General features: G+C 61.8%; 21 protein-coding genes. 10 read left to right on the forward strand and 11 right to left on the reverse strand.

Annotation, left to right across the window (positions count from 1 at the left end; genetic code table 11):
• Positions 1–272 precede the first annotated feature (272 nt).
• Genes adeC through KSS96_RS07700 form a run of 3 tightly spaced genes read right to left on the reverse strand, consistent with a single transcriptional unit; the run spans position 273 to position 6,034 of the window.
• A complete protein-coding gene (gene adeC / locus KSS96_RS07690) occupies positions 273–1,730 on the reverse strand; it encodes an AdeC/AdeK/OprM family multidrug efflux complex outer membrane factor (protein WP_017530473.1) in 1,458 nt (485 codons plus the stop codon).
• Positions 1,727–4,888, reverse strand: a complete 3,162-nt coding sequence (locus KSS96_RS07695; protein WP_017530474.1) for an efflux RND transporter permease subunit — start codon at positions 4,886–4,888, stop codon at positions 1,727–1,729. The genes adeC and KSS96_RS07695 overlap by 4 nt, the downstream gene beginning before the upstream one ends.
• Positions 4,889–4,891: 3 nt before the next feature.
• Positions 4,892–6,034, reverse strand: a complete 1,143-nt coding sequence (locus tag KSS96_RS07700) for an efflux RND transporter periplasmic adaptor subunit (RefSeq protein WP_017530475.1) — start codon at positions 6,032–6,034, stop codon at positions 4,892–4,894.
• Positions 6,035–6,320: 286 nt separating this feature from the next.
• Between KSS96_RS07700 and KSS96_RS07705 the strand changes: the two genes are divergently transcribed.
• A complete protein-coding gene (locus KSS96_RS07705) occupies positions 6,321–6,953 on the forward strand; it encodes a TetR family transcriptional regulator (protein ID WP_017530476.1) in 633 nt (210 codons plus the stop codon).
• A gap of 307 nt (positions 6,954–7,260) precedes the next feature.
• Here the strand turns inward: KSS96_RS07705 and KSS96_RS07710 are convergent, their stop codons facing one another.
• From KSS96_RS07710 to KSS96_RS07720, 3 genes are read right to left on the reverse strand one after another with little or no spacing between them, the layout of a single operon-like run.
• On the reverse strand, positions 7,261–8,310 hold the full coding sequence (locus tag KSS96_RS07710) for an alkene reductase (RefSeq protein ID WP_217855963.1): 1,050 nt from the start codon (positions 8,308–8,310) through the stop codon (positions 7,261–7,263).
• Between the two features lie 26 nt (positions 8,311–8,336).
• On the reverse strand, positions 8,337–9,503 hold the full coding sequence (locus tag KSS96_RS07715) for an MFS transporter (RefSeq protein WP_017530478.1): 1,167 nt from the start codon (positions 9,501–9,503) through the stop codon (positions 8,337–8,339).
• Between the two features lie 11 nt (positions 9,504–9,514).
• A complete protein-coding gene (locus tag KSS96_RS07720; RefSeq protein WP_017530479.1) occupies positions 9,515–9,841 on the reverse strand; it encodes an ArsR/SmtB family transcription factor in 327 nt (108 codons plus the stop codon).
• 153 nt (positions 9,842–9,994) lie between these two features.
• Between KSS96_RS07720 and KSS96_RS07725 the strand changes: the two genes are divergently transcribed.
• Positions 9,995–10,579 (forward strand): acyl carrier protein phosphodiesterase, encoded by a 585-nt coding sequence (locus tag KSS96_RS07725; RefSeq protein ID WP_017530480.1) that lies wholly within the window; start codon positions 9,995–9,997, stop codon positions 10,577–10,579.
• Positions 10,580–10,692: 113 nt separating this feature from the next.
• On the opposite strand, the gene KSS96_RS07730 is transcribed toward KSS96_RS07725, so the two are convergent.
• Together KSS96_RS07730 and olsB are read right to left on the reverse strand one after the other, a co-directional pair.
• On the reverse strand, positions 10,693–11,484 hold the full coding sequence (locus tag KSS96_RS07730; protein ID WP_017530481.1) for a lysophospholipid acyltransferase family protein: 792 nt from the start codon (positions 11,482–11,484) through the stop codon (positions 10,693–10,695).
• Positions 11,484–12,239, reverse strand: a complete 756-nt coding sequence (gene olsB / locus KSS96_RS07735; RefSeq protein WP_017530482.1) for an L-ornithine N(alpha)-acyltransferase — start codon at positions 12,237–12,239, stop codon at positions 11,484–11,486. The genes KSS96_RS07730 and olsB overlap by 1 nt, the downstream gene beginning before the upstream one ends.
• Positions 12,240–12,422: 183 nt before the next feature.
• Here olsB and KSS96_RS07740 point away from each other — a divergent pair, with 183 nt between their 5' ends.
• The 4 genes from KSS96_RS07740 to KSS96_RS07755 all read left to right on the forward strand — a co-directional run bounded on the left by KSS96_RS07740 (position 12,423) and on the right by KSS96_RS07755 (position 15,641).
• Positions 12,423–13,496, forward strand: a complete 1,074-nt coding sequence (locus tag KSS96_RS07740; RefSeq protein ID WP_017530483.1) for a serine hydrolase domain-containing protein — start codon at positions 12,423–12,425, stop codon at positions 13,494–13,496.
• On the forward strand, positions 13,493–13,807 hold the full coding sequence (locus tag KSS96_RS07745) for an amidase (protein ID WP_068937775.1): 315 nt from the start codon (positions 13,493–13,495) through the stop codon (positions 13,805–13,807). Before KSS96_RS07740 ends, KSS96_RS07745 begins: the two co-directional genes overlap by 4 nt.
• Positions 13,808–13,891: 84 nt before the next feature.
• Positions 13,892–14,482, forward strand: coding sequence for a YceI family protein (locus KSS96_RS07750; RefSeq protein WP_017530485.1), 591 nt, complete (start codon positions 13,892–13,894; stop codon positions 14,480–14,482).
• A 1-nt stretch (position 14,483) separates the two neighbouring features.
• A complete protein-coding gene (locus tag KSS96_RS07755; RefSeq protein WP_017530486.1) occupies positions 14,484–15,641 on the forward strand; it encodes a phospholipase D-like domain-containing protein in 1,158 nt (385 codons plus the stop codon).
• Between the two features lie 17 nt (positions 15,642–15,658).
• Here the strand turns inward: KSS96_RS07755 and KSS96_RS07760 are convergent, their stop codons facing one another.
• Positions 15,659–18,706 carry a S8 family serine peptidase gene (locus KSS96_RS07760; RefSeq protein WP_217855965.1) on the reverse strand — a complete coding sequence of 1,016 codons (3,048 nt, stop codon included), beginning with the start codon at positions 18,704–18,706 and terminating at the stop codon, positions 15,659–15,661.
• Between the two features lie 162 nt (positions 18,707–18,868).
• Positions 18,869–21,160, reverse strand: coding sequence for a beta-glucosidase BglX (bglX, locus tag KSS96_RS07765; RefSeq protein WP_065877123.1), 2,292 nt, complete (start codon positions 21,158–21,160; stop codon positions 18,869–18,871).
• A gap of 241 nt (positions 21,161–21,401) precedes the next feature.
• On the opposite strand from bglX, the gene KSS96_RS07770 reads away from it, so the two are divergent.
• The 4 genes from KSS96_RS07770 to KSS96_RS07785 all read left to right on the forward strand — a co-directional run bounded on the left by KSS96_RS07770 (position 21,402) and on the right by KSS96_RS07785 (position 24,767).
• Complete coding sequence (locus tag KSS96_RS07770) at positions 21,402–22,013, forward strand: LemA family protein (RefSeq protein WP_017529636.1); 612 nt, start codon at positions 21,402–21,404, stop codon at positions 22,011–22,013.
• A gap of 18 nt (positions 22,014–22,031) precedes the next feature.
• The gene (locus tag KSS96_RS07775) at positions 22,032–22,757 is read left to right on the forward strand and encodes a TPM domain-containing protein (RefSeq protein ID WP_026067408.1); all 726 of its coding nucleotides are present in this window, start codon (positions 22,032–22,034) and stop codon (positions 22,755–22,757) included.
• A 31-nt stretch (positions 22,758–22,788) separates the two neighbouring features.
• Positions 22,789–23,406 carry a TPM domain-containing protein gene (locus KSS96_RS07780; RefSeq protein ID WP_065877121.1) on the forward strand — a complete coding sequence of 206 codons (618 nt, stop codon included), beginning with the start codon at positions 22,789–22,791 and terminating at the stop codon, positions 23,404–23,406.
• Between the two features lie 158 nt (positions 23,407–23,564).
• Positions 23,565–24,767 (forward strand): class I SAM-dependent methyltransferase, encoded by a 1,203-nt coding sequence (locus KSS96_RS07785; RefSeq protein WP_017529633.1) that lies wholly within the window; start codon positions 23,565–23,567, stop codon positions 24,765–24,767.
• A gap of 16 nt (positions 24,768–24,783) precedes the next feature.
• On the opposite strand, the gene KSS96_RS07790 is transcribed toward KSS96_RS07785, so the two are convergent.
• Positions 24,784–25,683 (reverse strand): DMT family transporter, encoded by a 900-nt coding sequence (locus tag KSS96_RS07790; RefSeq protein WP_217855967.1) that lies wholly within the window; start codon positions 25,681–25,683, stop codon positions 24,784–24,786.
• Positions 25,684–25,685: the final 2 nt, after the last annotated feature.

Genomic DNA, 25,685 nt, shown 5'->3' on the forward strand with positions numbered 1-25,685 from the left:
CCAGAGCGGAGAAGTGAGTGGCAGCATGGGCTCCCACACGTGCTTTAAGCACTTCGGGCATTCAGCTTGCCACTCACCCTCTCACTCTCAGCTTAATCCCGTATCAAGACACAAGGGGGCTTGCTCCCGCTGGCAGTGGGTCAGCTGCAGATGAGCTGACTGACAGACCGCCATCGGGAGCAAGCCCCCACATTTAATCGATGGTGTAAAAAAATGGCATAAAAAAACCGCCTCCTGGTGAGGAGGCGGTTTTTTTGTTTACAGCAGCACGATCAGAACAACTTCAGCGCCGGTGCTTCTTCTTTCAACGGCTCGTTCTTCGCGGTCTGCTCGTTCCAGCCGCCACCGAGGGCCTTGTACAGGTTGACCTCGGCGGTCAGCTGCGCCAGGCGGTCGGTGATCAGCGATTGCTGGGCGCTGAACAGTTGGCGCTGGGCATCAAGGAAGGTCAGGTTGCTGTCGACACCAATGCGGTAGCGGCGCTCGGCCAGGCGGTAGTAATCCTGGTTGGCCGCGACGAAGCCGCGCTGGGCGTCCAGTTGCTGCTTGTAGGTCTCACGCGCGGCGAGGCCGTCGGACACTTCCTGAAAGCCCGTCTGGATGGCCTTCTCGTAGTTGGCCACGTTGATCTCTTTCTGGATCTTCGAGTAGTCCAGGCTGGCGCGCAGGCTACCGGCGTTGAAGATCGGGATGTTGATCTGCGGCGCGAACGACCAGGTACCCGAACCGCCCTTGAACAGGCCGCCCAGTGTCGGGCTGGCGGTACCGGCGCTGGCCGTCAGGCTGATGCTCGGAAAGAACGCGGCACGGGCCGCGCCGATGTTGGCGTTGGCCGCCTTGAGGTTGTACTCGGCCTGCACGATGTCGGGGCGACGTTGCAACAGGTCCGATGGCAACCCGGCCGGTACTTCGCTGAGCAGGTCATCCGACAGCGGCTTGCTGGCGATATTCGCCGGCAGGCCGGTGCCCAGCAGCAGGGTCAGGCTGTTTTCGTCCTGGGCCACCTGGCGGGTATAGCGCGCCAGGGCTACCCGGGCGTTTTCCACCGAGGTGCGCGCCTGGCTGAGGTCGAGGGCCGAAGCCACGCCGACTTCGTTGCTGCGCGAGGTGAGCTTGAAGCTCTGCTCATACGCGCCCAGGGTGTCCTGGGTGAGCTTGAGCAGTTCCTTGTCGGCCTGCCAGGTCAGATAGGCGTTGGCCACGCTGGCCACCAGGCTGATCTGGGTGCTGCGCCGCGCTTCTTCAGTGGCGAAGTATTTTTGCAGTGCTTCTTCACTCAGGCTGCGCACGCGGCCGAACAGGTCCAGCTCATAGGAACTGATCCCCAGGCCCGCCGAGTACTGGCTGGCGATGGTCGCCTGACCGGACTGCGACAGCTTGGCCGGCGTACGCGAACGACTGCCGTTGCCCGTGGCCGAGACGGCCGGGAACAGGTCGGCGCGCTGGATCTGGTACTGCGCGGCATAGGCGTCGATGTTCAGGGCCGCGACACGCAGGTCGCGGTTGTTCACCAGCGCGGTCTGGATCAGCTGTTGCAGCGCGGGGTCATGGAAAAACTGCTTCCAGCCCTGCTCGGCAGCGGCCTGGTTCGGCGCCTGGGCCGACGAATACGCCGGGCCCTGCGGGAACTGTGCCGCCACCGGCGCGTCGGGGCGCTGGTAGTCAGGTATAAGCGAGCAGCCACTGAGCACGAATGCCGTGACGGCTAAGGAAAGTAGCGACTTGCTCATTGGCCAGCCTCTTTAGGAGTTTGCTTGGGTTCAGTCTGTTTGCGTTCGCCTGCGGCGGACACGGTTGCAAAGAACAATGGCACCCAGAAGATCGCCAGGACCGTGGCCGTGATCATACCGCCGATCACACCGGTACCGATCGCGTGCTGGCTGCCGGAGCCGGCGCCCGAGGAGATCGCCAGCGGCAACACGCCGAGCACGAATGCCATGGAGGTCATGATGATCGGGCGCAGACGCATACGGGATGCTTCGATGGCCGATTCGACAATGCCTTTGCCTTGTTCATGCAGCTCTTTGGCGAACTCGACGATCAGGATGGCGTTTTTCGCCGCCAGGCCCACCGTCACCAACAAGCCGACCTGGAAGAACACGTCGTTGGACAGGCCGCGCAGGCTGGTGGCGATCAACGCACCCACCACACCCAACGGCACTACCAGTACCACTGCGATCGGGATCGACCAGCTTTCGTACAACGCCGCGAGGCAGAGGAACACCACCAGTAGCGACAGGGCGTACAACGCCGGTGCCTGCGAGCCGGACAGCCGTTCTTCGTACGACAGGCCCGTCCAGGCATAGCCTACGCCCGCCGGCAATTGCTTGGCGATGCGTTCGACTTCGGCCATGGCATCACCGGTACTGTAGCCCGGTGCCGGCGTACCGAGGATTTCCATTGCCGCAACACCGTTGTAGCGCGAGAGCTTGGGCGAGCCGTAGATCCACTTGCCCGAAGAAATGGCCGACAGGGGCACCATCTTCCCGGAGTCGCTGCGTACGAACCATTTGTTCAGGTCTTCCGGGGACATCCGGCTGGCGGCGTCGCCCTGCACGTACACCTTCTTCACACGACCACGGTCGATGAAGTCGTTGACGTAGCTGCCACCCAGGGCAATCGCCAGGGTCTGGTTGATGCTCGACAGCGTAATGCCTTGGGCGCTGGCCTTCTCGTCGTCGACGGTGAGTTCGTACTGCGGCTCATCGTTCACGCCGTTGGGGCGCACACCGGCCAGGATCTTGCTCTGGGCGGCCATGCCGAGGAACTGGTTGCGCGCTTGCATCAGCTTTTCGTGGCCGACACCGCCCTGGTCTTGCAGGAACACGTCGAAACCGGTGGCGTTACCCAACTCCAGGACCGAAGGCGGCACGATGGCGAAAACCATGGCGTCCTTGAAGGCCCCGAAGAAGTAACCCTGGGCACGCTTGGCCACTTCGAATACCGACTGCGAAGCATCGCGTTCATCCCATGGCTTGAGCATCACGAACGCGAGGCCCGAGCTTTGGCCACGGCCAGCGAAGTTGAAGCCGTTGACGGTAAAGACCGATTTCACGGCCTTGCCTTCGCCGGGCTCGCCTTCCTTGTCGTTGAGCAGGAAAGCCCGCATGTCGTCGATGACTTTTTGCGTACGTTCAGCGGATGAGCCGACCGGGGTCTGTACCTGGGCGAAGATCACACCCTGGTCTTCCTCGGGCAGGAACGCGCTTGGAATGCGGGTGAACAGCCAGATCATGCCGACGAAGATGATCAGGTACACGAAGAACGCCGGGTACTTGTGCTTGATCATGTTGCCCACGCCGCGCTCGTAGCTGATAACGCCACGGTCGAAGGTGCGGTTGAACCAGCCGAAGAAACCACGCTTGGGTTGGCCGTGCTTCTCGGGGTCGATCGGCTTGAGCATGGTGGCGCACAGGGCCGGGGTGAAGATCAGCGCAACCAGTACCGACAGCGCCATGGCCGAAACGATGGTGATGGAGAACTGTTTGTAGATCACACCGGTGGAACCGCCGAAGAACGCCATCGGCAGCAATACCGCCGACAGTACCAGGGCGATACCCACCAGGGCGCCCTGGATCTGGCCCATGGACTTGACCGTCGCTTCTTTGGGCGACAGATGCTCCTCGGCCATCACCCGCTCAACGTTCTCTACCACCACGATGGCATCGTCCACCAGCAAGCCGATGGCCAGGATCATGCCGAACATGGTCAGGGTGTTGATGGTGAAACCGAACGCCGCCAGGATCCCGAAGGTACCCAGCAATACCACCGGTACGGTCATGGTGGTGATGATGGTGGCGCGGAAGTTCTGCAGGAACAGGAACATCACCAGGAACACCAGCACGATCGCTTCGACCAGGGTGTGCACCACGCCGGAGATCGATTCGGTTACCACTGGCGTGGTGTCATACGGCACCACTGCCTTCATGCCTGGCGGGAAGAACGGCTCCAGGGACGCCACGGTGGCACGGATGGCCTTGGCGGTGTCCAGGGCGTTGGCGCCCGAGGCCAGTTTGATCGCCATGCCCGACGCCGGCTTGCCGTTGAACTGCGCACTGATGCTGTAGTTCTGGCCGCCCAGTTCGATACGCGAGATGTCACGCAGGCGAACCTGCGAGCCGTCGGCGTTGACCTTCATCAGGATCTTGCCGAACTCTTCCGCGGTTTGCAGGCGGGTCTTGCCGATGATGGTTGCGTTCAGCTGGGTACCGGGCAGGGCGGGCAGGCCGCCCAATTGGCCAGTGGCCACTTGCACGTTCTGCGCGGAAATGGCGGTGCTGACGTCGACCGGGGTCAACTGGTAGTTGTTCAGCTTGGCCGGGTCCAGCCAGATACGCATGGCGTACTGCGAACCGAACACCTGGAAGTCACCGACACCCGCGGTACGGGAAATCGGGTCCTGGATGTTGGACACGATGTAGTTGGAGAGGTCGTCCTTGGTCATGCTGCCGTCTTCCGACACCAGACCGATCACCATCAGGAAGTTCTTCACCGACTTGGTCACGCGGATACCCTGCTGCTGCACTTCTTGCGGCAGCAATGGGGTCGCCAGGTTCAGCTTGTTCTGCACCTGAACCTGGGCGATGTCCGGGTTGGTACCCTGGTTGAACGTCGCGGTGATGGTCATGCTGCCGTCGGAGTTACTGTCCGAGGCGACATAACGCAGGTTGTCGATACCGTTGAGCTGTTGCTCGATGACCTGCACCACGGTGTCCTGCACGGTTTGTGCGGACGCGCCTGGGTAGGTCACCTGGATATCAATAGCGGTCGGCGCGATGGCCGGGTACTGGTTGATGGGCAACTTCAGGATCGACAGGGTCCCGACCAGCATGATCACCAGGGCAATTACCCAGGCAAAAATGGGACGGTCGATAAAAAATTTCGACATGGGTTACTCCCCTTTGCCAGCAGCGGCAGCAGGAGCGGAACCGGCGGGCTTGGCGTTGTCAGCGTCCTTGACCTGGACTTCGATGCCCGGCTTGATGAATTGCAGGCCTTCGGTGATCACGCGGTCACCGGCGTTCAGGCCTTTTTCCACCAGCCAGTAAGCGCCGTCAGTGCGGTTGGCCACCAGGGTGCGTTGCTCGACCTTGTTGTCCTTGTTCACCACCAGCGCCGTCGGAATGCCCTTGATGTCGCGGGTCACGCCTTGCTGTGGCGCCAGGATGGCCTTGCTGTTCACACCGGCTTGCAATTGGGCGTGTACGAACATGCCCGGCAACAGGGTGTGGTCAGGGTTGGGGAACACGGCGCGCAGCGTCACGGAACCGGTGGTCTGGTCGACCGACACTTCGGAGAACTCCAGCTTGCCTTCCTGGCCGTAGTCGCTGCCGTCTTCCAGGGTCAGCTTGACCTTGGCGGCATTGGCGCCGGCTTTTTCCAACTGGCCGCTTTCCAGGTCGCGGCGCAGTTTGAGCATTTCAGCCGACGACTGCGTGACGTCGACGTAGATCGGATCCAGTTGCTGGATCACGGCCATCGCATCGGCCTGGCCATTGCTGACCAGTGCGCCTTCGGTCACCGAAGAACGGCCGATACGCCCAGAGATCGGCGCGAACACTTTGGTGTAGCGCACGTTGATCTGGGCCGTTTGAACGTTTGCTTCGGCGGTCATGCGGTTGGCGACGGCGGTGTCGTATTCCTGGCGGCTGACGGCTTGTTCATCGACCAACTGCTTGTAGCGGTCGGTGATGGATTTGGTCTGGGTCAGGGTGGCTTGTGCGCTTTTCAGGGTCGCGTCGTACACCGACGGGTCGATCTGATAGAGCTGCTGGCCTTCCTTCACGTCTGCGCCTTCCTTGAACAGGCGCTTGAGAATGATGCCGTTGACCTGCGGGCGAACTTCCGCGATGCGGTAGGCGGTGGTGCGGCCAGGCAGCTCGGATGTCAGGGTATAGGCTTGCGGTTGAATGGTGACCACGCCGACCTGAGGGGTTTGAGCGGGCGGAGCCGCTTCTTCCTTTTTACATCCGCTGAGCAGCGATGCCAGGGCGACGGCAGTGACCAGAGCGGTAACAGCTGGCTTAAGTTGCATGAAGATCCTCGGGTCAGGCGCGCAGAGTGCGCACAAGCAGTGTGGAAGGGTAAAAAACAAACGGTGAGTAGATAAGTAGCTTGCTACGCAATATACTTACGTTCATGGTTGTTTGTAAACTCTTGACAGGTTTCGCGCTTTGTTGACAAAGCAACGCCCGAAACCTCGATTCCATTACGTTCGGCACCCGTGACGGTGTCGTCCCACAAATATTTTGATGATCGTCCGCGTCTATTAACGTTGCGTTAACGATAGTCTCAAGTGTCTTGATTGAGGTTTTACTGCCATGGTTCGTCGCACCAAAGAGGAAGCTCAGGAAACGCGCAGCCAGATTCTCGATGCTGCCGAGCAAGCCTTCTATGAGCGCGGCGTCGCGCGCACCACGTTGGCCGACATCGCCGCGTTGGCCGGTGTGACGCGGGGCGCCATTTACTGGCACTTCAGCAATAAATCCGATCTGCTGCGGGCGCTGCTCGATACGTTGCATGAACCGCTGGATGAATTGGCCAGGGCCAGCGAAAGCGAGGATGAACTCGACCCACTGGGCTGCATGCGCAAGCTGCTGATTCATCTGTTTCATCAAGTGGCCCTGGACCCGAAAACCCGGCGCATCAACGAGATTTTGTTTCATAAGTGCGAATTCACCGATGAAATGTGCGACATGCGCCGCCAGCGCCAAACCCATAGCCTGGAATGCAACTTGCGCATCGGCCTGACACTGCGTAACGCGGTCCATCGCGGGCAGCTTCCGCAAAACCTCGACACTACCCGGGGCGCTGTTTGCATCCATGCCTACATCAACGGGTTGATTGGCCAGTGGTTGCTGGTGCCCGACAGCTTTCAGTTACATCAGGAAGCCGAACGCTGGGTGGATGCAGGGCTCGACATGCTGCGCCTGAGCCCTAGCCTGCGCAATTGAGACAAAATGCGTAATTGCATCAGGTTGTGTCAACAGTAAAGCCTAAGGACAGTCAATCGTCCTTCTGCCTGATTGGTGGGGTGACTTTATATACGGGCTGGCAGGCGGTTGATAGGTAGTCGCCTAAGTATTTTGTAGCGATATTGTTGCCGCTATGTGAAGCAATGTTTCAAAGGTGAAACATACAGTCAAAAATGTGGGAGGGGGCTTGCTCCCGATGGCAGTGGATCAGTCAACACATACAGTGACTGACCCGCCGCCATCGGGAGCAAGCCCCCTCCCACATTTGGTTTTGCGTCTGAGGTGATTACAGCGTCGGGTAATCGATGTAACCCACCGGGCCCTTGCCGTAGAAGGTTTCCGGATGCGCTTCGTTGAGCGGCGCATCGGCCTTCAGGCGCGCAGGCAGGTCCGGGTTGGCAATGAACGGCACGCCGAACGCTACGGCGTCCGCTTTACCCTCGGCCAGCCAGGCATTGGCGCTGTCCTTGGTGAAGCGCTCATTGGCGATGTACACGCCGCCGAAGGCTTTCTTCAGTTGCGGGCCGAGGCTGTCGGCGCCTTCTTTCTCGCGGGAGCAAATAAACGCGATGCCGCGCTTGCCCAGTTCGCTGGCGACGTAGTTAAAGGTTTGCGCCAGGTTGTCGTCGCCCATGTCGTGAGCATCCGCACGCGGTGCCAGGTGCACGCCCACACGGCCGGCGCCCCAGACTTCGATGGCCGCATCGGTCACTTCCAGCAACAGGCGTGCACGGTTTTCCAGGGAGCCGCCATAGTTGTCGGTACGCTGGTTGGTGCTGCTTTGCAGGAACTGGTCGAGCAGGTAGCCGTTGGCGCCGTGGATTTCCACGCCGTCAAAGCCGGCCGCCTTGGCGTTTTCGGCACCGGTGCGGTAAGCGTCGACGATCTCGGCGATTTCCGCGGTTTCCAGGGCGCGCGGCGTCGGGTAGTCGGCCAGCGGGCGCACCAGGCTGACATGGCCTTTGGCCTGGATCGCGCTAGGGGCTACCGGGGTCTCGCCGTTCAGGTACGACTCATGGGAGATGCGGCCCACGTGCCACAGTTGCAGGAAAATCTTGCCGCCCGCGCCGTGAACGGCCTTGGTCACGTTGGCCCAGCCGCGTACCTGGTCGTTGGACCAGATGCCCGGCGTGTCCGGGTAGCCCACGCCCAGCGGCGTCACGGACGTGGCTTCGCTGAGGATCAGCCCGGCTGAGGCGCGTTGCACGTAGTACTCGGCCATCAGCGCGTTGGGCACCCGGCCTTCATCGGCACGGCAACGGGTCAGCGGTGCCATGATGATGCGGTTCGACAGTTGCAGGTCGCCCAGTGTGATCGGATCGAAAATAGTCGTCATGAAATAACACCTTTCAAGTGAGTTGATCAGTTGGTCGCAGGGGCCAGGTCGGCGTTGCCGCTCTGACGGAAAGTAATCAGGGTTACCAGCAGGGCGAGGATCGCCAGCGCCGCCGCCGCCAAAGGCACGCTGGCCAGGCCGAAGCCGTGGGCGATCACGCTGCCGCCAACCCAGGCGCCGAGGGCGTTGCCGATGTTGAAGGCGCCGATGTTCAACGTGGACACCAGGTTCGGTGCGGCCTTGCCGAAGGTCACCACGTTGATCTGCAACGCGGGCACGGCGGCGAACGAGGCGGTGGCCCACAGGAACAAAGTGATTTCGGTCGGGATCACCGCGACGCTGGTCCAGCTCAACGCCGTGGACACCACCGCCATGCTGATAAACACGCCGATCAACGTGGCCGCCAGGCGCTTGTCCGCCAGCTTGCCGCCGATGATGTTGCCCACGGTGAGGCCCAGGCCGATCAGCAGCAGCGTCCAGGTCACGCCTTTGGGCGACACGCCGGTGACATCACCGAGCAGCGGTGCCACATAGGTGAAAAGGGTGAACATGGAGGCGGCGAACAGTGCGGTCATGCTCAGCGACAACCAGATACCGGCACCCTTGAGGGCCGCCAGTTCGGCGCGCATGTTGAGTTTCTCTTCGTCACGCTTGGCGGGCAGGAAACGGATCAGGCCGATCAACGCCACCACACCAATCACCGTCACCGCCCAGAACGTCGAGCGCCAGCCGGCTTCCTGGCCCAGCGCGGTACCCAGCGGTACGCCGAGCACGTTGGCCAGGGTCAGGCCGGTGAACATCAAGGCCACGGCCGATGCGCGTTTGTTGGCCGGCACCAGGTTAGCCGCCACCACCGAACCGATGCCGAAGAACGCGCCGTGGCACAGCGCGGTGACCACCCGGGCAAACATCAGCACGTTGTAGTCGCTGGCCAGGGCGCAGAGCAGGTTGCCGATAATGAAAATACCCATCAACGCTACCAGTGCGGCCTTGCGCGGCAGCTTGGCGGTGGCCAGCGCCATGAACGGTGCGCCGATGGCCACGCCCAGGGCATAGCCGGTGACCAGCCAACCGGCGCCGGGGATCGATACGCCGAGGTCCGCCGCAACATCGGGCAGCAGGCCCATGATGACGAATTCGGTGGTGCCGATAGCGAAGGCGCTCAAGGCCAGGATAAGCAGCGAGAGAGGCATTTTCGTGTCCTTTACAGCGGCGCGCTGAATTCAGCGCTGAGTTCAGTGGTAAGCGCCGCGAGGAAGGCTTGGATCGTTTCCTCGTTGCGCCGGAAAAAATGCCACTGCCCGGCCTTCTGGCTGCTGATCAATCCCGCCCGTTGCAAGGTGGCCAGGTGGGCCGACACCGTCGACTGGGACAAGCCGCAGCGTTGGTCGATCTGCCCGGCGCAGATGCCGTATTCGTGGTTGTGCAGTTGCTCGGGGAATTGCACTTTCGGGTCTTTGAGCCAGGTGAGAATGTCTCGTCGTACTGGGTGCGCCAGGGCTTTTATTATTTCGTCGAGGTCGATGGACATGGCAGTTGCTCGTTTCGGAAAGCGTTATATCGCGATGAGGCGAACTTTAAATCGCTACATCCCGATATACCAATATGATTTTGATCTGAGACCCTTCTGAATCGGTATATCGGGTTATAACGATACGTGGTTGGCAGTGCTAGACTGCGCGCCATGAATTATCTCGCACATCTGCATCTGGGCGGCCAACTTCCGGCACAACTGCTGGGTAGCCTTTATGGCGACTTTGTCAAAGGTCGCCTGCAGGGCCAGTTCAGCCTGCCGATCGAATCGGCGATCCAGTTGCATCGTTCCATCGACCGCTTCACCGACAGCCACCCGCTGGTAGGGGCGGCGTTATCGCGCTTCAGCCTTACGCGCAGGCGCTATGCGGGGATCGTCCTCGATGTGTTTTTCGACCACTGCCTGGCGCGGGATTGGGCGCTGTATGCCGACCAGCCGCTGGAGCATTTCACTTCGCAGGTGTACCGCGTGCTCGCGGCCGAACCGCAACTGCCGGGGCGGCTGGCGCAGATTGCACCGTATATGGCAGCGGACGATTGGCTGGGCTCGTACCGTGAGTTCGCGGTGATGGAGCAGGTGCTGCGCGGGATTTCGCGGCGGTTGACTCAGCCGCAGGCGTTGGAACATGCGATGCAGGAGTTGCGTGTGTTGTATGAGCCGCTGAGTGAGGACTTCCGGATGTTCTATCCACAATTGCAGGCATTTGCACAAGACCAACTGACTACTGAGATCTAGCTGTGGGAGGGGGCTTGCCCCCGATGGCGGTGGGTCAGTCACTGTATAGGTTGACTGAACTACTGCTATCGGGAGCAAGCCTCCTCCCACATTGGAACCGTGTTTAGCTCATATCAGGCGGCGAACGCTGGCCGAACAGCCACTTGTTCGGTCTCCGGCAACGGCCCGAATAACGCCTTCTGCACCGCCTGCTGCGCCTGATACGCCAGCGCCGCGCGTTCCTGCCCGGCGCAGGCAATCGGTTTGAGTACGTGGATTTCCACATCGCCCTGATCGTTGGCAAACAAGCGCATCAGGTGCGACAGCAAATCGTCATCGCCAATAAACGGCGCCAGCGCATCCACTTGCCCGTCGCGCAGGTAGCGGATCGCCACCGGTTGCAGCGATACGTGCGCGTCGATTGCGCTGGCCAGCAAACGCCCGTGGAACGTGCGCAGGCTGCGCCCGTCGGTGGTGGTGCCTTCGGGGAACATCAGCAGCGGGTGCTGTTGTTCCAAGTGACGGGTCATCTGCTTGCGGATCAGTTGGCTGTCACCCGAACCGCGACGGATAAACAGGCTGCCTGCCTTGGCGGCCAGCCAACCGGCGACCGGCCAGGTGCGCACTTCCGCCTTGGACAGGAACGACATCGGCGCCACCGCGCCCAGCAGTGGAATATCGGTCCAGGACACGTGGTTGCTCACCCACAGCATCGGCTGCGTCGGCAACTCGCCGTGCACCGTCACGCGAAAGGGCAGGGCGTTGGTCAGCCGGGCCATAAAGAACCGCGACCAGCGCTGGCGACGCACCATCGAATTGGCCACGCCCAAGCGTTCGAACAGGCCAAATACACTGGCCATGCTCAAGCCCAGCGCCACCACCACCAGCACGCGGGCGATGCGCCCGTAGATGCGTAGCCGGCTCATCACATGGCCGCCTTGAAGTGACGTGCGTAACGCGGGCAGAGCTCGTCGCGCTTGAGCAGGATGAACACGTCGGCGACCTGGAAGTCTTCGTCCCAGCATGGCTCGCCGCAGATCTTCGCGCCCAGGCGCATATAGGCCTTGAGCAGCGGCGGCATTTCGGCAATTACGTTGGACGGCAAGTCCAGCGCCGGCAGCGGTTTTTTCGGTTCGGCGCGCAGGTGTTCGTTGCACAGGTAGCGTTCGCGCAGGCGCTGCATGATGGCGTGGGCCTGGATACCGCCGTCGTGCATCGGAATGCTCGCGCAACCCATCAAATAGCTGTAGCCGCCCTGGTTGAGCACTTCGGCCAACTCGCCCCACAACACCGCGATGGTGCCGCCGTTGCGGTAAGCCGGGTCGACGCAGGTGCGGCCGATTTCCAGGATCGGCCCTTGCAGGTGCAGCAGGCCATGCAGGCTGAATTCTTCTTCGCTGTAGAACCGGCCCAGGGTGCTGGCGGCCTGGTGGTCGAGCAAACGGGTGGTGGCGACCAATCGACCGCTGTTCAAATCCCGCACGCCGATGTGGCTGCAGTGAACATCATAGTCATCCATGTCCAGGCCATGTTCCGCGCCTTTCAGCTTGGCGTTGAATTCGCCGCTGAACACGTTGAACCGCAGGGCCTGGGCTTCCTGCAAAGCGTTGGCGCCAACCAGGCGTTCGGCTTGCAGGCGGCGTTCATTGCCGGTGTCGCTGATGCGGGCGATCTGAGTCATGGCGAATCTCCGAGTGCCAGCCACTTTCGGCCGGTCGACTTGTTTGTCCAAACTCAGGCTATGTAGCCCCGGTGTCATCTCCATGAAGTTATGGTGACGCTTGGATGACAGCCCCTCTGTCGTCAATCTGTCATGCGCCTGGGCTAGGCTCGCGGGCTCGAATGCCCCCTTGAGTCTGCGTCCATGGTCAGAGGCTTGTTGTGTGTTGCCCTGCTGTTCATCACCGTTACCGCCCGCGCTGAAACCTGGCCCGACACGGACTGGGTCAAGGGCCCGCCACTGTCCGGCCCCGCCGTCGAAGCCCTCGAAACCTACGCATTCCCTGCGCGTGATGACGCCACCCGCCAAGGCATTCGCACCGACGCGTTGCTGGTGATTCGCGACGGCCAGGTCATTTATGAACGCTACGCCGCGCCCACCACCGCCAGCACGCCGCACCTGACCTGGTCGATCAGTAAAAGCCTGATGGCCACCGTGCTCGGCGTGGCCTACGGCGATAACCGCTTCAAACTCAGCGACCCCGTGGCGCGTTTTTACCCGCCAATGAAACAGCACCCGACGGTGACCATGGCCGACCTGCTGCACTGGGCCTCGGGCCTGGACTGGCAGGAAGACTACGAATACGCGCCGCTGAAATCTTCGGTGGTCGCGATGCTCTACACCCGAGGCCGCAGCGATATGGCCGAGTTCGCCGCCAACTCCGACTCATTCAGCGCCCCCGGTCAGGCTTTCCGTTACTCCAGTGGCGACAGCAATTTATTGTCCGCCGCGCTCAAGGGCATGCTCGGCCACAAGGCCTACATGAGTTACCCGTGGGATGTGCTGTTCCAGCCGCTGGGCATTCGCAACGCCACCTGGGAAACCGATGCCGACGAAACCTTCGTCGCCTCGTCCTACGCCTACCTCACCGCCCGCGACCTGGCTCGCGTAGGGTTGTTGATGGCACGTGACGGGCGTTGGCACCAGCAGCAATTGCTGCCCAAGGAGTGGGTCGCCTTCAACCGCCAGCCGTTCGCTCACTACAACACCGGCCAGGACGAAGCCGTTCCCGGCGGCCACTGGTGGCTTAACCAGGGCACGCCAAAGCCTTGGCCCGACGCCCCCGCCGACACCTTCGCCGCCCTTGGCCACTGGGGCCAGGCACTGTTCATAATGCCCGCCGAACACGTGGTGATCGTGCGCTACGGCGATGATCGCGACGGTACTTATCGTCACAACGAACTGCTTAAACGCGTACTCGCAGCGGTGCAGCCATGATCCGTCGTCGGCCATTTACCAGCCTGTTCCTGCTGCTGTTGCTCGCCTTGCTCGGCTGGGGGTGGCACGAGCGCGTCAACCTGCAGGCCTTCCCCGACATCATCGCGGCGTACACCGCTAAGGAATACTGCTCGTGCCGGTACGTGGCGAATAACCCGGCGCAGTATTGCCTGGGGTATGTAAAGCAATACGTACCCACCAGCGCGTTCAGGGATAACCCGCAGCGCAGCGAGGTAACAGCGACAGGGTTGGGGCGCACGCACACGGCGCGGTGGTTGGGCGAGCGGCAGGGGTGTCGGTTGACCCCCTGATTCAGCCCTTCTCCCACATTTGGATTTGCGCCGCTCGTGACATGCGCTTAAGGTTCGTCCAGGTTTTTCGCCCCACGAGTTTTTATGTTCAACGCGTCTGTGTTCAAACCCCTGGCCTTCACCTTGCTGGCCGGTGCCGCCGTGCCCGCCCACGCCGACTGGTACCTGGACAACGAGTCCTCACGCCTGTCGTTTGTCACCACCAAAAACACCGAGATCGCCGAAGTGCAGCGCTTTCTGGTGCTGCACGGCAAGGTCGATGGCAAGGGCGCCGCGCAGTTGGAGGTGGAGTTGGAGTCGGTCAACAGCGGCATCCCGCTGCGTGACGAGCGCATGCGCAATAGCCTGTTCCAGATCAAGACCTTCCCTGAAGCGCTTATCAACACGCAGATCAACCTGCAACCCATCAACGAACTTGCCCCCGGCGCGCAATTGGAATTGCGTTTGCCGCTGAGCGTGACCCTGCACGGCAAAACCCAGACCTACAGCGCCGAATTACTCGCCACGCGCCTGGATGACCGGCGCTTCCAAGTGGTCACCCTGGAACCTGTGGTGTTGCATGCCGAGGATTTCGACCTCGCGCCGGGTGTGGCGGCGTTGCGCAAGGCGGCGGGGCTCAAGTCGATCAGTTTGTCGGTGCCGGTGGGTGCGGTGCTGATTTTTACGGCGCGCTGAAGTGAGTGGCGCGGTGTTCCCGTGGCGCAGCGCCAACCGTTTCGAGTTGCTGATCGACGGGCCGCGTTTTTTTCCGCAGATGCTGGTGGGCATTGCCCGCGCCGAACGTCAGGTTGATCTGGAGTTGTATTTGGTGGAGGCCGGTGCCTGCGCCGAAGCCATGGTGCAGGCGTTGGTGCTGGCCGCCGAGCGCGGCGTGCGGGTGCGCTGCCTGTTCGATGATTACGGCAGCCTGGCGTTTACCCTCGGGCTGCGTAAGCGCTTGACCGAGGTGGGTGTGGAGTTGCGTTTTTACAATCGCCTGAATTGGCGGCGTTGGATGCGCAACCTGTATCGCGACCACCGCAAGTTGCTGTTGATTGACCAGAGCATCGCCGTGGTTGGCGGTACCGGCGTTACCGATGAATTCTGGACGCCAGGGCAGGACACCGCCGACTGGCATGAAGTCATGGTGCAGATCAGCGGCCCGCTGGTACTGGACTGGCAAGCGCTGTTCGACCGGCAATGGCACGCCAACGTGGCTCGCCGGGAGTGGAAGCCGGCCACCCACTTTGGGTTGCCGCGCCTGCCCAAGCTGCCGGCCACCGGGCCTGGGCTGGGTCGCGTCGCGTATGCCGACGCCCGTCAACACCGCGACATTCTGCAATCGTTGATCCGTGCACTTAACAACAGCAAGGCACGCATCTGGCTGGCCACGCCTTACTTCCTGCCCACGTGGGGCGTGCGCCGTGCGTTGCGCCGAGCGGCCGGGCGTGGGGTGGATGTGCGTTTGCTGCTCACCGGCCCGCGTACCGATCACCCCTCCGTGCGTTACGCCGGGCACCGTTATTACCCGCGTTTGCTGCGCTCGGGCGTGCGGATATTTGAATACCAACCGTGTTTTCTGCACCTGAAGATGGTGCTGGTGGACGACTGGGTCAGCATCGGTTCGTGCAATTTCGACCACTGGAATCTGCGGTTCAATCTGGAAGCCAACCTTGAGGCGTTGGACCCTGAGTTGACGCAGGCGGTCGCGGGCAGTTTCGAGCGCGATTTTGCGCAAAGCCAGGCGGTGAGCCTGGAGGCCTGGAAAGCACGGCCATTGTGGCGGCGGGTTAAGCAGCGGGTGTGGGGTTGGATTGATCGGTTAGTGGTCAACCTGTTGGATCGGCGGGGGTAAGGCCCCCCGCCGGTGGCTTAAAACTGCAGCGTGTACTGGGCGGTGAGGCTTTGGTCGCGCGTGCGTTCGCCCCGCTGCCGAGTGAAGCTCAGGTCGATGGCACTCGCGCGGGTCAGGCGCGCGGTGGCGCCCAACTCCATGCGGGTACTGAGGCGATCCAGCGGCGCACCGCTGACAGTCATCACCCCTGCGCCATCCCAGGCGGCCTGGGTGGAAGGCTGCAGGTCGCCGCTGGCATGGGTGTAGGCCAGAGCGCCACGCACGCTCAGCCATGATGGGCCGATTTGCGCCTTGCCCAGGTCGAGGTTGAGTCGCACACCGCCGGTGGTCAGGTTGACGCTTTCTTTCGAACCTTTGCCGCGCAGTGCCGCCATGCCGCCTCGCTCGTTGTAACCCTTGCTGCGCTGCTGCACGTTGGCCAGTTGCACATAGGGCTGCCAATCCCAGAAGTCATGGATGAACCTGTAGTTGGCTTCGGCAAACGTCTGCACCGTGCGGCTGGCGTAGTGGGCGGACAGGCGGTTCTCTACGCCGGGGAAGCTGACGCGGCGCTTGGTCTGGATGTCGTGTTGCGCATAGGCGATGCCGCCATAGAGGCCGAACGCGTCCCAGGTGTGCCCGGCGTGCAGGCCCAACTGGTAGGTGTCGACAGTCGCTTTGCCGCGTGGCCCGGCCTTGATTTCGGTGCTACCGGTGCCGGCCACCAGCCCCATGCGCGTGCCTTGTTCCAGTTGATGATCGAAACCGACCAGCAGGCCCGTGCTGCTGTGCGACGTGCGTGCGCTGCCGTTATCGCCTGCCAGTTGGCCGGATTGGCGGGGCAGCAGCACCCAGGCGCCACGGCTCGCCGCATCTGATTCGTCGGCGCGGCTGTCGTGCGCAACGCGTTGACGCTCAAGCACCGCCTGGCGCAGCACACGGCTGTTTTCGATCAACACCGCCTGGGTGCTGGCATGCAGTTCGCCGCTCAACTGGTCGAGGGCGGACGGCGCCTGGTCCGGAAACAGTGCTGTCAGGCGTTGCAGCAACGGGGTGGGCGAGGTTTGCGCGTCTGCCGCAGCGGCGACGGCGCGTTGGTTGGCAGTGTCGGCCGCTGACGCCAGGGAGCGCCCACGGCCGAATTCCACCAGCAAGTCATTGCCCTGCTTGAGCTGCGAAACGCTCAGGAAGGGGGAGAACTCACGATGGTCAATCGAGGCAAACTCGCCGTTCAACGTGCCTTTGGCCTGCAGGATGTTGTAGCGCTGGCCCAAGGGGTAGCTGTTGGGCGATGCGTTCAGGTACAGCGTGCCGCCGTTGATCGAAGCCTGCCGGCTGACCTGCAGGTTTGCCGCAGCGGGCTGAGCCACCAGGCCGGTCATCAAGGTTGCGCCGCCGGCTTGCTGATAATCACCCTCTACAGCCAGCGTGCCATTGAGGCGCAGGACACCGCCGTCGAGTGCGACGTCGCCCTTGAGACGGTTGGTACCGTCCAGTTCCAGAACGCCTTCCTTGAGCGTGGCCCCGGCAAAACTGTTATTACCGCTCAGGCGCAGCCAGCCGATACCGGTTTTTTCCAGGCGTCCGGGGCCGCTGATATCGTTGCGCCAGTCGTCCCAGGCAGCGCCTTGCCAGACGATGGCGCCGCCGGCAGGACGGTCCATATTCACCACGGTATCGACGCGCAATTGGCCGGGCCCATCGATGGCTTTTTTCAGGTTCATCAGGCCCCAGCCGTAGACGTCGTCCACGCCCGGCTCGCCGAGGTCGGTGGCCGTGGTCAGCAGTACGTCGCGGATCTGCGGGTTGCTGAGGTAAGGGAAGCGTTCCATCAGCAACGCCAGCCCGCCGGTGACGTGGGGGGCGGCCATGGAGGTGCCTGACTGAGTCGAGTAAGCGAGTTCGGGTGTGTCGCCGGTCACTTTGAAACCGTCGACCGCGCCTTCGTCGTCGTAGTGATTTTCGGTGTTTACCGAGCCTGCCACCCAGGTGGATTGGATGCCCGTTCCCGGTGCGGCCAGGCACCAGTCTTTGCTGAAACCGCAGCGGTAGGAACGATCGCTCAAGGTCAGCTCTTTATTTAAATTGACCACGCTCAACCAATACGGCTCAAGCTCTGCCATGGCGCGTGGCAGGCTGGCATGAAGTCCGGGAAAGGGCGCCGTTTGCGGGGACATGTTTTCTACCCGGGTATTGCCCGCTGCCCAGACTTGCAGCATGCCGTATTTGACCGCGCTGTCGGCAATGGCCTTGAGCTCTGGGTATTGGAGGTTACTGGTGTTGTTTAACAACGCGTCCAGCGCTGCTTCATCCGCCGGCAATGTCGGGGCGCCCCAACTGTGGTTGACCACACGCACGCCCTGCCTGTGCAGGTCGGCGTAGGCGAGGTCGACCGCTTCGCGCGTCATATTGGCGACCATGAAGGGTGATTCACCAGGCGTCCCTTGGTAGGTATTGCTGAACCGGCGCACCGCACTCACGGTGGCGGCGTAGGCAACGCCCTGTGCGCCTTCGCCATTTCGATTGGCCAGCGCGATACCCGCAACGTGAGTACCGTGCGGGTCGTATCGGTTGCTCACGTTCTTGAGGTAGTTGTCCAATTCCTCTCTGGTGAGGTCACCATTTTCAATGGCCTCTTCCAGGGCGAGCAACGCTTCGGGTGGCAGTGCATCCACAACGTTTACGGCACCACGGTCGCCTTCGCTGTAGAAGCAGCCGTCGTACAGCACGGTATCGCTCATGCACCCAGGGTCTGCCAGGCGCACGCCATTATTGGGCTTGCCCGCAAACTCGCTATGACGCAGGTCGGTTCCGGAGTCATACACCCCCAGGCGTACACCCGCGCCGCTCAAACCTCTGGCATAGGCGTAATCGGCACCTACGGCGCCCAGCCCCCAGTTACGTTTGAATTCTTCGCTGCGCCAACTGACCGCGTCGTGCAGCCGGCCTTGTTCCACGTAATTTGCAGCATCAACGGGCGTACCCGAGAGGCCGCCAAGGACACAGAGGGCGAACGCATTCCGCTTGAACGATGATGGATCGAACGTCTTTCGAGTTGCCGCTCGGGCGTTTTTCGTGGGCGACATAGTCCACACACCTGCACATGAAATTGGGCGGACAGGGTGTGCGAGTACGCAGGGGGCTTGATGTAGGACTTGGCTTGGAGAGGTGAGCGAAAGTTAACTTAGCGCGGCTCGACACGGGCGAGCACGCGGCCCCCTCTTTTGCTGAAGAGGGGGCCGCGGGTATTACAACAATTCGAACGTCTGCTGCTGCACGTCCTGGGAGTCCAACCCGATCTGCACATTGAACTCACCCGGTTCCGCCGCGTACTTGAGCTGGGTGTTATAGAACTTCAAGTCTTCTTCGGTAATGGTGAAGTGCAGGGTGCGCTCTTCGCCGGCCTTGAGCATGATTTTCTGGAAGTTCTTCAGCTCTTTGATCGGGCGGATCATCGAGCCGGCCACGTCTTGGATATACAGCTGCACCACGGTCTCGCCGTCGACCTTGCCGGTGTTTTGCACGGTGACGCTGGCGTCGAGCTTGCCGGTCTTGTTCAGGGTGGTGGACGACAGCGCCATGTCCGACAGGCTGAAGGTGGTGTAGCTCAGGCCGTAGCCGAATGGAAACAGCGGCCCGGTGGTGTCATCGAAATACTGCGAGGTGTAGTTGCCCGGCTTGCCTGGGGTGAACGGCCGGCCGATGGTCAGGTGGTTGTAGTAGGTCGGAATCTGCCCCACGGAGCGTGGGAAGGTGATCGGCAGCTTGCCCGACGGGTTGTAGTCACCGAACAGCACATCGGCGATGGCGTTGCCGCCTTCGGTGCCGGCGAACCAGGTTTCCAGGATGGCGTCGGCCTGTTGGTTCTCTTCGAGGATCGACAATGGACGACCATTCATCAGCACCAATACCAGCGGTTTGCCGGTGGCCTTGAGGGCTTTGATCAGGTCGCGCTGACTTTGCGGGATGTTCAGGTCGGTGCGGCTCGACGACTCGTGGGACATGCCACGGGACTCGCCAACGGCGGCGACCACTACGTCGGCCTCCTTGGCGGCCTTGACCGCTTCGTCGATCATTACCTGCGGCGCGCGCTTGTCATCCACCACTTCCGGGGCATCGAAGTTGAGGAAATTGAGGTAGTCGACCACCGCCTTGTCGTTGGTGATGTTGGCGCCACGGGCGTAGATGATTTTGCCTTTCTCGCCGATCACCGCGTTCAGGCCGTCAAGCAGGGTCACCGATTGTTCGGGTTTGCCAGCAGCCGCCCAACTGCCCATCATGTCGATCGGCGCCTTGGCCAGCGGGCCGACCAGGGCGATGGTCGCGGATTTTTTCAGGGGCAGGGTGTGGTTGTGGTTTTTCAGCAGCACCAGGCTGCGGCGCGCGATATCACGCGCATCGGCGCGGTGCAGGCGGCTTTCGGCGTAGGTGTCGGCCGGGTCGTCCTCGGCCTTGCCGATACGCAGGTACGGGTCCTTGAACAGGCCCATGTCATATTTGGCGCCGAGCACTTCACGCACGGCGTTGTCGATGTCGCTCTGCTCGATCTCGCCGGACTTGAGCAACCCTGGCAGCTCCTTGCCGTACAGCGAGTCGTTCATGCTCATGTCGATGCCGGCCTTGATCGCCAGCTTGGCGGCTTCACGCCCGTCCTTGGCCACGCCGTGTTTGATCAGCTCGAAGATCGCGCCATGGTCGCTCACGGCCAGGCCCTTGAAACCCCAGTCCTTGCGCAGCAGGTCGTTCATCAGCCAGGTGTTGGCGGTGGCGGGCACGCCGTTGATCGAGTTGAGCGCCACCATCACGCCGCCGGCACCGGCCTTGATTGCCGCGTGGTAAGGGGGCAGGTAGTCCTGGTACATCTTGACCGGGCTCATGTCGACCACGTTGTAGTCGCGCCCGCCTTCCACCGCGCCATACAGGGCGAAGTGCTTGACGCTGGCCATGATGCTGTCGGCGTTCGCGGGGCTGGCGCCCTGGAAGGCGCGCACCATCACTTGGGCAATGCGCGAGACCAGGTAGGTGTCTTCACCGAAACCTTCGGACGTGCGCCCCCAGCGTGGGTCGCGGGAGATGTCGACCATCGGCGCGAAGGTGATGTCGAGGCTGTCGGCGGCGGCTTCCTGGGCGGCGATGCGCCCGGAGCGGCCGATGGCGTCCATGTCCCAGCTGGACGCCAGGGCCAGGCTGATCGGGAAAATGGTGCGGTGGCCGTGGATCACGTCATAGGCGAAGAACATCGGGATCTTCAGGCGGCTGCGCATGGCCGCGTCCTGCATCGGACGGTTTTCCGGGCGGGTGATGGAGTTGAACGTGCCACCGATGCGGCCGGCGGCGATTTCCTTGCGGATCAGCTCACGGGGCATTTCGGGGCCGATGCTGATCAGGCGCAATTGGCCGATCTTTTCATCCAGGGTCATCTGCTTGAGCAGGTCGCTGACGAAGGCGTCCTTGTCTTTAAGCGCAGCAGGCTTTGTTTCTGCCCATACGGGGTGACTGGCCAGAGTGGCAACAAGGCCGAGCAAACACAGCTTTTTCATGAATATCCTTTTTCGGCTCACTGCACAGCACCATGGGCGCCGTCGGCCAAAATGTGGGGAGCGTCTATTGTTGTTCGGGTGTTGTTCAGATAAATGCAGCACACTCTGAACTCTTTTTCGCGCTGGGCATCTTTGTAGCTGATTGGCTCGATGCATTCCAGTGGTGGCGGATTATGCCCCAAGCGCGTGGTTTATAGGGTTAGTCGTCAAATTCCATCAAAGATTGGGCAGGAGATACACCATGCAAGCAGCACACGGTTACCGCTGGGGCTTCAAGGCCGCGGCTTTGCTATTGATCAGCACCGTGCTGAGCGGTTGCGGCATCAATAACATCCCCACGCTGGATGAGCAGGCCAAAGCCGCCTGGGGCCAGGTGCAGAACCAGTACCAGCGCCGCGCCGACCTGATCCCCAACCTGGTGGAAGTGGTCAAGGGCTACGCCGCCCACGAGCAGGACACCCTCACTGCCGTGATCGAGGCGCGGGCCAAGGCCACCTCGATCCAAGTGGACGCCAGCACCCTCGACAACCCGGAAAAACTCAAGCAGTTCCAGCAAGCCCAGGACGGTTTGAGCGGCGCCCTCAGCCGCTTGATGGTGGTGTCCGAGCGTTACCCGGACCTTAAGGCCAACCAGAACTTCCTGGCCCTGCAATCGCAACTTGAAGGCACCGAAAACCGCATTGCCGTGGCCCGTCGTGATTTCATCCAGGCTGTGCAGGCCTACAACACCGAGATCCGCACCTTCCCCGGTCGCCTGTGGCACAGCGTGATGTACAGCGACTTGCCGATCCGCGCCACGTTTGAAGCCACCAGCGCCGATGCCGATAAAGCACCGCAAGTGAAGTTCAAATAAGGCTGCACTGAGGTGTCGATGCGTTTATTACGGATAGGCCTGGCGCTGTGGCTGTTGGCCTGCGTGGGCGCGGCCCAGGCGGCGTTGACCTTCCCGGCGTTGACCGGGCGGGTGGTGGATAACGCCCAGATGCTCGACCCGGCGACGCGCCAGCAGCTAACCCAACAGTTGCAGGCGCTGGAGCAAACCTCCGGTGACCAGATCGTGGTGGTTACCGTGCCCGACCTGCAGGGCGTGCCCATTGAAGACTACGGTTATCAATTGGGGCGTGCGTGGGGCATTGGCCAGAAGGGCAAGGACAACGGCGCACTGTTGATCGTCGCCCGCGATGAGCGCAAATTGCGCATCGAAGTGGGTTACGGCCTGGAAGGCGTGCTCACCGACGCGCAGTCCTGGGTGATCGTCAACCAGGTCATTGTTCCCAAATTCAAGGCCGGCAACTTCAGCCAGGGCATCAGCGACGGCGTGGCCGCGATGATCCAGGTGGTGGGCGGCGAGCCGCTGGCGGTGCCCGCCCATGTGGCGGATGCCAATTTCGCCAAGGATAATCCCGGGTTTTCCATTGGCCTGTTCGTGCTGCTGATCGGCGTGTTGTGGTTGTGCAACCGCATGGGCCTGCCGGTGGGGGCGATCTTGCTGGCGCTGCTCAGCAGCGGGCGCGGCGGCGGGGGAGGCGGTGGTGGCGGTGGTTTCCGTGGCGGTGGTGGCGGTTTTGGCGGCGGCGGCGCTTCAGGTGGCTGGTGATGACAATAACGAGAAAAGAGCATGTACAACCATGGCATTACTGACTGAACACGAGCAACGCCAAGTCGCCGAAGCCATCGCCCGGGTCGAGCAACAGACCGACGCCGAACTGGTGACGGTACTGGCCGCGCGTGCCGATGATTACGCCTACATCCCGTTGTTGTGGGCCAGCTTGATCGCGTTGGTGGTGCCAGGTGTGGTGCATTACCTGTCGGGCTACCTGACCATGTACACCTTGTTGCTGGCGCAATGGGCGACGTTCATTGTGCTGTGCCTGGTGTTTCGCCTGCCCAAGGTCACCACGCGGCTTATCCCCCGGTCGGTGCGCCACTGGCGTGCTTCGAACCTGGCACGTCGCCAATTCCTCGAACAGAACCTGCACCACACCCTGGGCAGTACCGGCGTGCTGATTTTTGTCAGCGAGGCCGAGCGGTATGTGGAGATCCTGGTGGATGAGGGCATTTCCAAGCGCCTGGATAACAGCAGTTGGGATGCCATCGTCAAGACGTTTACCCAGCAGGTTAAACAGGGCCAGACGCTGGCCGGGTTTATCGCTTGCATTGAAGCCTGTGGCGAGTTGCTCAAGGTGCATGTGCCGGTGACGCAGGCTCGCAATGAGTTGCCCAATCGCCTGGTGGTGCTCGAATAGCCCAGCCACCACTGAGCAAAAGTGTGGGAGGGGGCTTGCTCCCTCCCACATTGGATCTACAGTGGCTCAGGAATTTACCACTGATCAAATAACCCCGTGCCCTTAACCCCCATCCCCCCTAAAATGCCTGGTATTCCCTGCCCGAGGCGTTTTTGTTCATGTCTGTCACCGCTCAACCGGATCATCACGCCCAGTTCATCGAACTGCTGAGCACAAACCTGGCGCAGAACGCCTTTATCAAACTGGTACTGGCCAAGTACGTGGGTGACGAAGCCGAACTGCAACGGCTGATCATCAAGCCTGTGACGGTCAAGGAGCAGGCATGCCTGTCCTTCGTTTACCGCTACAAAACTCGCGACATCACCAAGAACTTGCCCTTGGCCGACGGGGTGGCAGCGATTGCCGAACTGCTGCCGGCAGCGTTCAAGAACGCGCATTTGCTGGCGCTGACCGATGAAGCGCAGTTGGAATACAGCAAGAAGAACAAAAGTTCGCTGTTCAAAAGCAAGCCGCAGCAACTGCGTGAGGCGCCCTCGGCCGAACATAACCGCGAGAAGCATCGCTTTCTCGACCTGAGCCGCCCGTTCCTCGCCGACCTGGGCGTGACCGACGCCAAGCAGGCGTTGATCCCGTCGATGTCGCGCAAGTGGAAGCAGATCAACAAGTTCATCGAAGTGTTCAGCCATGCCCTGACCTCGTCACCGCTGAAGCTTGCGCAACCGGTGCGCGTCGCCGACTTCGGCTCGGGCAAGGGCTACCTTACGTTCGCGATCCACGACTACCTGCGCAATACCCTCAAGGCCGAAGGCGAAGTCACCGGCGTGGAACTGCGCGAAGACATGGTAACCCTGTGCAACGCCGCCGCCGCCCGCCTGGAACACCCGGGGCTGGTGTTCAAGTGTGGTGACGTGCGCAGCGTGGCGCCCAGCGAGTTGGACGTGATGATCGCCCTGCATGCCTGCGACATTGCCACCGACTACGCGATCCACACCGGTATCCGTTCCGGCGCGTCGATCATCATGTGCTCGCCGTGCTGCCACAAACAGATCCGCCTGCAGATCCAGAGCCCGGTGTTGCTCAAGCCGATGCTGCAATACGGCCTGCACCTGGGCCAGCAGGCGGAAATGGTCACCGACAGCTTGCGTGCGTTGTTCCTTGAAGCCTGTGGTTACGAGACCAAGGTGTTCGAGTTCATCTCTTTGGAACACACCAACAAGAACAAGATGATCCTGGCGGTCAAGCGCGCCGAGCCGGTGGACAACGCGCAGTTGCTGGAGAAGATTCAAGAGCTCAAGGCGTTCTACCACATCAGCGAACACTGCCTGGAAACCCTGCTGCGCGCGGATGGGTTGCTGGGCTGAACACAGCACCTCACCGTTAGACGGTGTGTACCTTGGGAATGGGCGCAGGCTGCACCGCTGTCTTGCGCCCCAACATCACCGTCACGATCACCCCACACGCAAACACCCACGTAATCGGTTCGATATGTTCCCCGAAGAACAATGCCGAAAACGCGATGGTGAAGAAGATTTGCAGCAACTGAATCTGGCTGACCCGCGCAATGCCGCCCATGGCCAACCCGGCGTACCAGGCAAAGAACCCCAGGAACTGCGAGAACAGCGACACATAGCCAAACGCCCACCAGGTGCGTATGGAAATCACACCTTGATGCTGCGCCGCCAGGTACCACACCGGGCCGATCAGTACCGGTGTCGACAGCACCAGTGCCCAGCAGATTACCTGCCAGCCGCCCATTTCCTTGGCCAGGCGGCCGCCTTCGGCATAGCCCAGGCCGCCTACCGCAATGGCGCCGAGCATCAACAGATCGCCCGCCTGGATACTGCCGGCCCCGGTGATCAACGCGTAACCGAGCACCAACCCGCTGCCCAACGCCGCGCAAGCCCAGAAGGCTTTGGATGGCCGCTCATGGGACAACCACGCCGCGTACAGCGCCACGCAGAGCGGTTGCAGGCCATTGACCAGCGCACCATGGGACGCCGGCAAGGTTTGCATGGCCCAGGCCGACAGCACCGGGAAGCCCAGAATCACCCCGGCGATCACCAGGCACAGCCCGCGCACCTGGCGCCAGCCAGGCCAGCGCTCGCGGCGCCACAGCAGCAGCGCCGCCGCCGGCACTGCCGCAAACAGCGCACGGCCGAGGCCGTTGAGCAGCGGGTGGATCTCCTGCACCACGATACGAGTGAAGGGCAGGGTCAGGCTGAAGATGATGACGCCCAACAGGCCGAGGGCCATGCCGGTGTTTTCGCGCGAGTTCATGG

The organism is Pseudomonas asgharzadehiana, assembly GCF_019139815.1.
Lineage (GTDB): Bacteria > Pseudomonadota > Gammaproteobacteria > Pseudomonadales > Pseudomonadaceae > Aquipseudomonas > Aquipseudomonas asgharzadehiana.

Bases quoted from the DNA above. Each gene is read 5' to 3' on its own strand.
- adeC (WP_017530473.1), bottom strand. From the start codon at position 1,730: ATGAGCAAGTCGCTACTTTCCTTAGCCGTCACGGCATTCGTGCTCAGT.
- KSS96_RS07695 (WP_017530474.1), bottom strand. From the start codon at position 4,888: ATGTCGAAATTTTTTATCGACCGTCCCATTTTTGCCTGGGTAATTGCC.
- KSS96_RS07700 (WP_017530475.1), bottom strand. From the start codon at position 6,034: ATGCAACTTAAGCCAGCTGTTACCGCTCTGGTCACTGCCGTCGCCCTG.
- KSS96_RS07705 (WP_017530476.1), top strand. From the start codon at position 6,321: ATGGTTCGTCGCACCAAAGAGGAAGCTCAGGAAACGCGCAGCCAGATT.
- KSS96_RS07710 (WP_217855963.1), bottom strand. From the start codon at position 8,310: ATGACGACTATTTTCGATCCGATCACACTGGGCGACCTGCAACTGTCG.
- KSS96_RS07715 (WP_017530478.1), bottom strand. From the start codon at position 9,503: ATGCCTCTCTCGCTGCTTATCCTGGCCTTGAGCGCCTTCGCTATCGGC.
- KSS96_RS07720 (WP_017530479.1), bottom strand. From the start codon at position 9,841: ATGTCCATCGACCTCGACGAAATAATAAAAGCCCTGGCGCACCCAGTA.
- KSS96_RS07725 (WP_017530480.1), top strand. From the start codon at position 9,995: ATGAATTATCTCGCACATCTGCATCTGGGCGGCCAACTTCCGGCACAA.
- KSS96_RS07730 (WP_017530481.1), bottom strand. From the start codon at position 11,484: ATGAGCCGGCTACGCATCTACGGGCGCATCGCCCGCGTGCTGGTGGTG.
- olsB (WP_017530482.1), bottom strand. From the start codon at position 12,239: ATGACTCAGATCGCCCGCATCAGCGACACCGGCAATGAACGCCGCCTG.
- KSS96_RS07740 (WP_017530483.1), top strand. From the start codon at position 12,423: ATGGTCAGAGGCTTGTTGTGTGTTGCCCTGCTGTTCATCACCGTTACC.
- KSS96_RS07745 (WP_068937775.1), top strand. From the start codon at position 13,493: ATGATCCGTCGTCGGCCATTTACCAGCCTGTTCCTGCTGCTGTTGCTC.
- KSS96_RS07750 (WP_017530485.1), top strand. From the start codon at position 13,892: ATGTTCAACGCGTCTGTGTTCAAACCCCTGGCCTTCACCTTGCTGGCC.
- KSS96_RS07760 (WP_217855965.1), bottom strand. From the start codon at position 18,706: ATGTCGCCCACGAAAAACGCCCGAGCGGCAACTCGAAAGACGTTCGAT.
- bglX (WP_065877123.1), bottom strand. From the start codon at position 21,160: ATGAAAAAGCTGTGTTTGCTCGGCCTTGTTGCCACTCTGGCCAGTCAC.
- KSS96_RS07770 (WP_017529636.1), top strand. From the start codon at position 21,402: ATGCAAGCAGCACACGGTTACCGCTGGGGCTTCAAGGCCGCGGCTTTG.
- KSS96_RS07775 (WP_026067408.1), top strand. From the start codon at position 22,032: ATGCGTTTATTACGGATAGGCCTGGCGCTGTGGCTGTTGGCCTGCGTG.
- KSS96_RS07780 (WP_065877121.1), top strand. From the start codon at position 22,789: ATGGCATTACTGACTGAACACGAGCAACGCCAAGTCGCCGAAGCCATC.
- KSS96_RS07785 (WP_017529633.1), top strand. From the start codon at position 23,565: ATGTCTGTCACCGCTCAACCGGATCATCACGCCCAGTTCATCGAACTG.
- KSS96_RS07790 (WP_217855967.1), bottom strand. From the start codon at position 25,683: ATGAACTCGCGCGAAAACACCGGCATGGCCCTCGGCCTGTTGGGCGTC.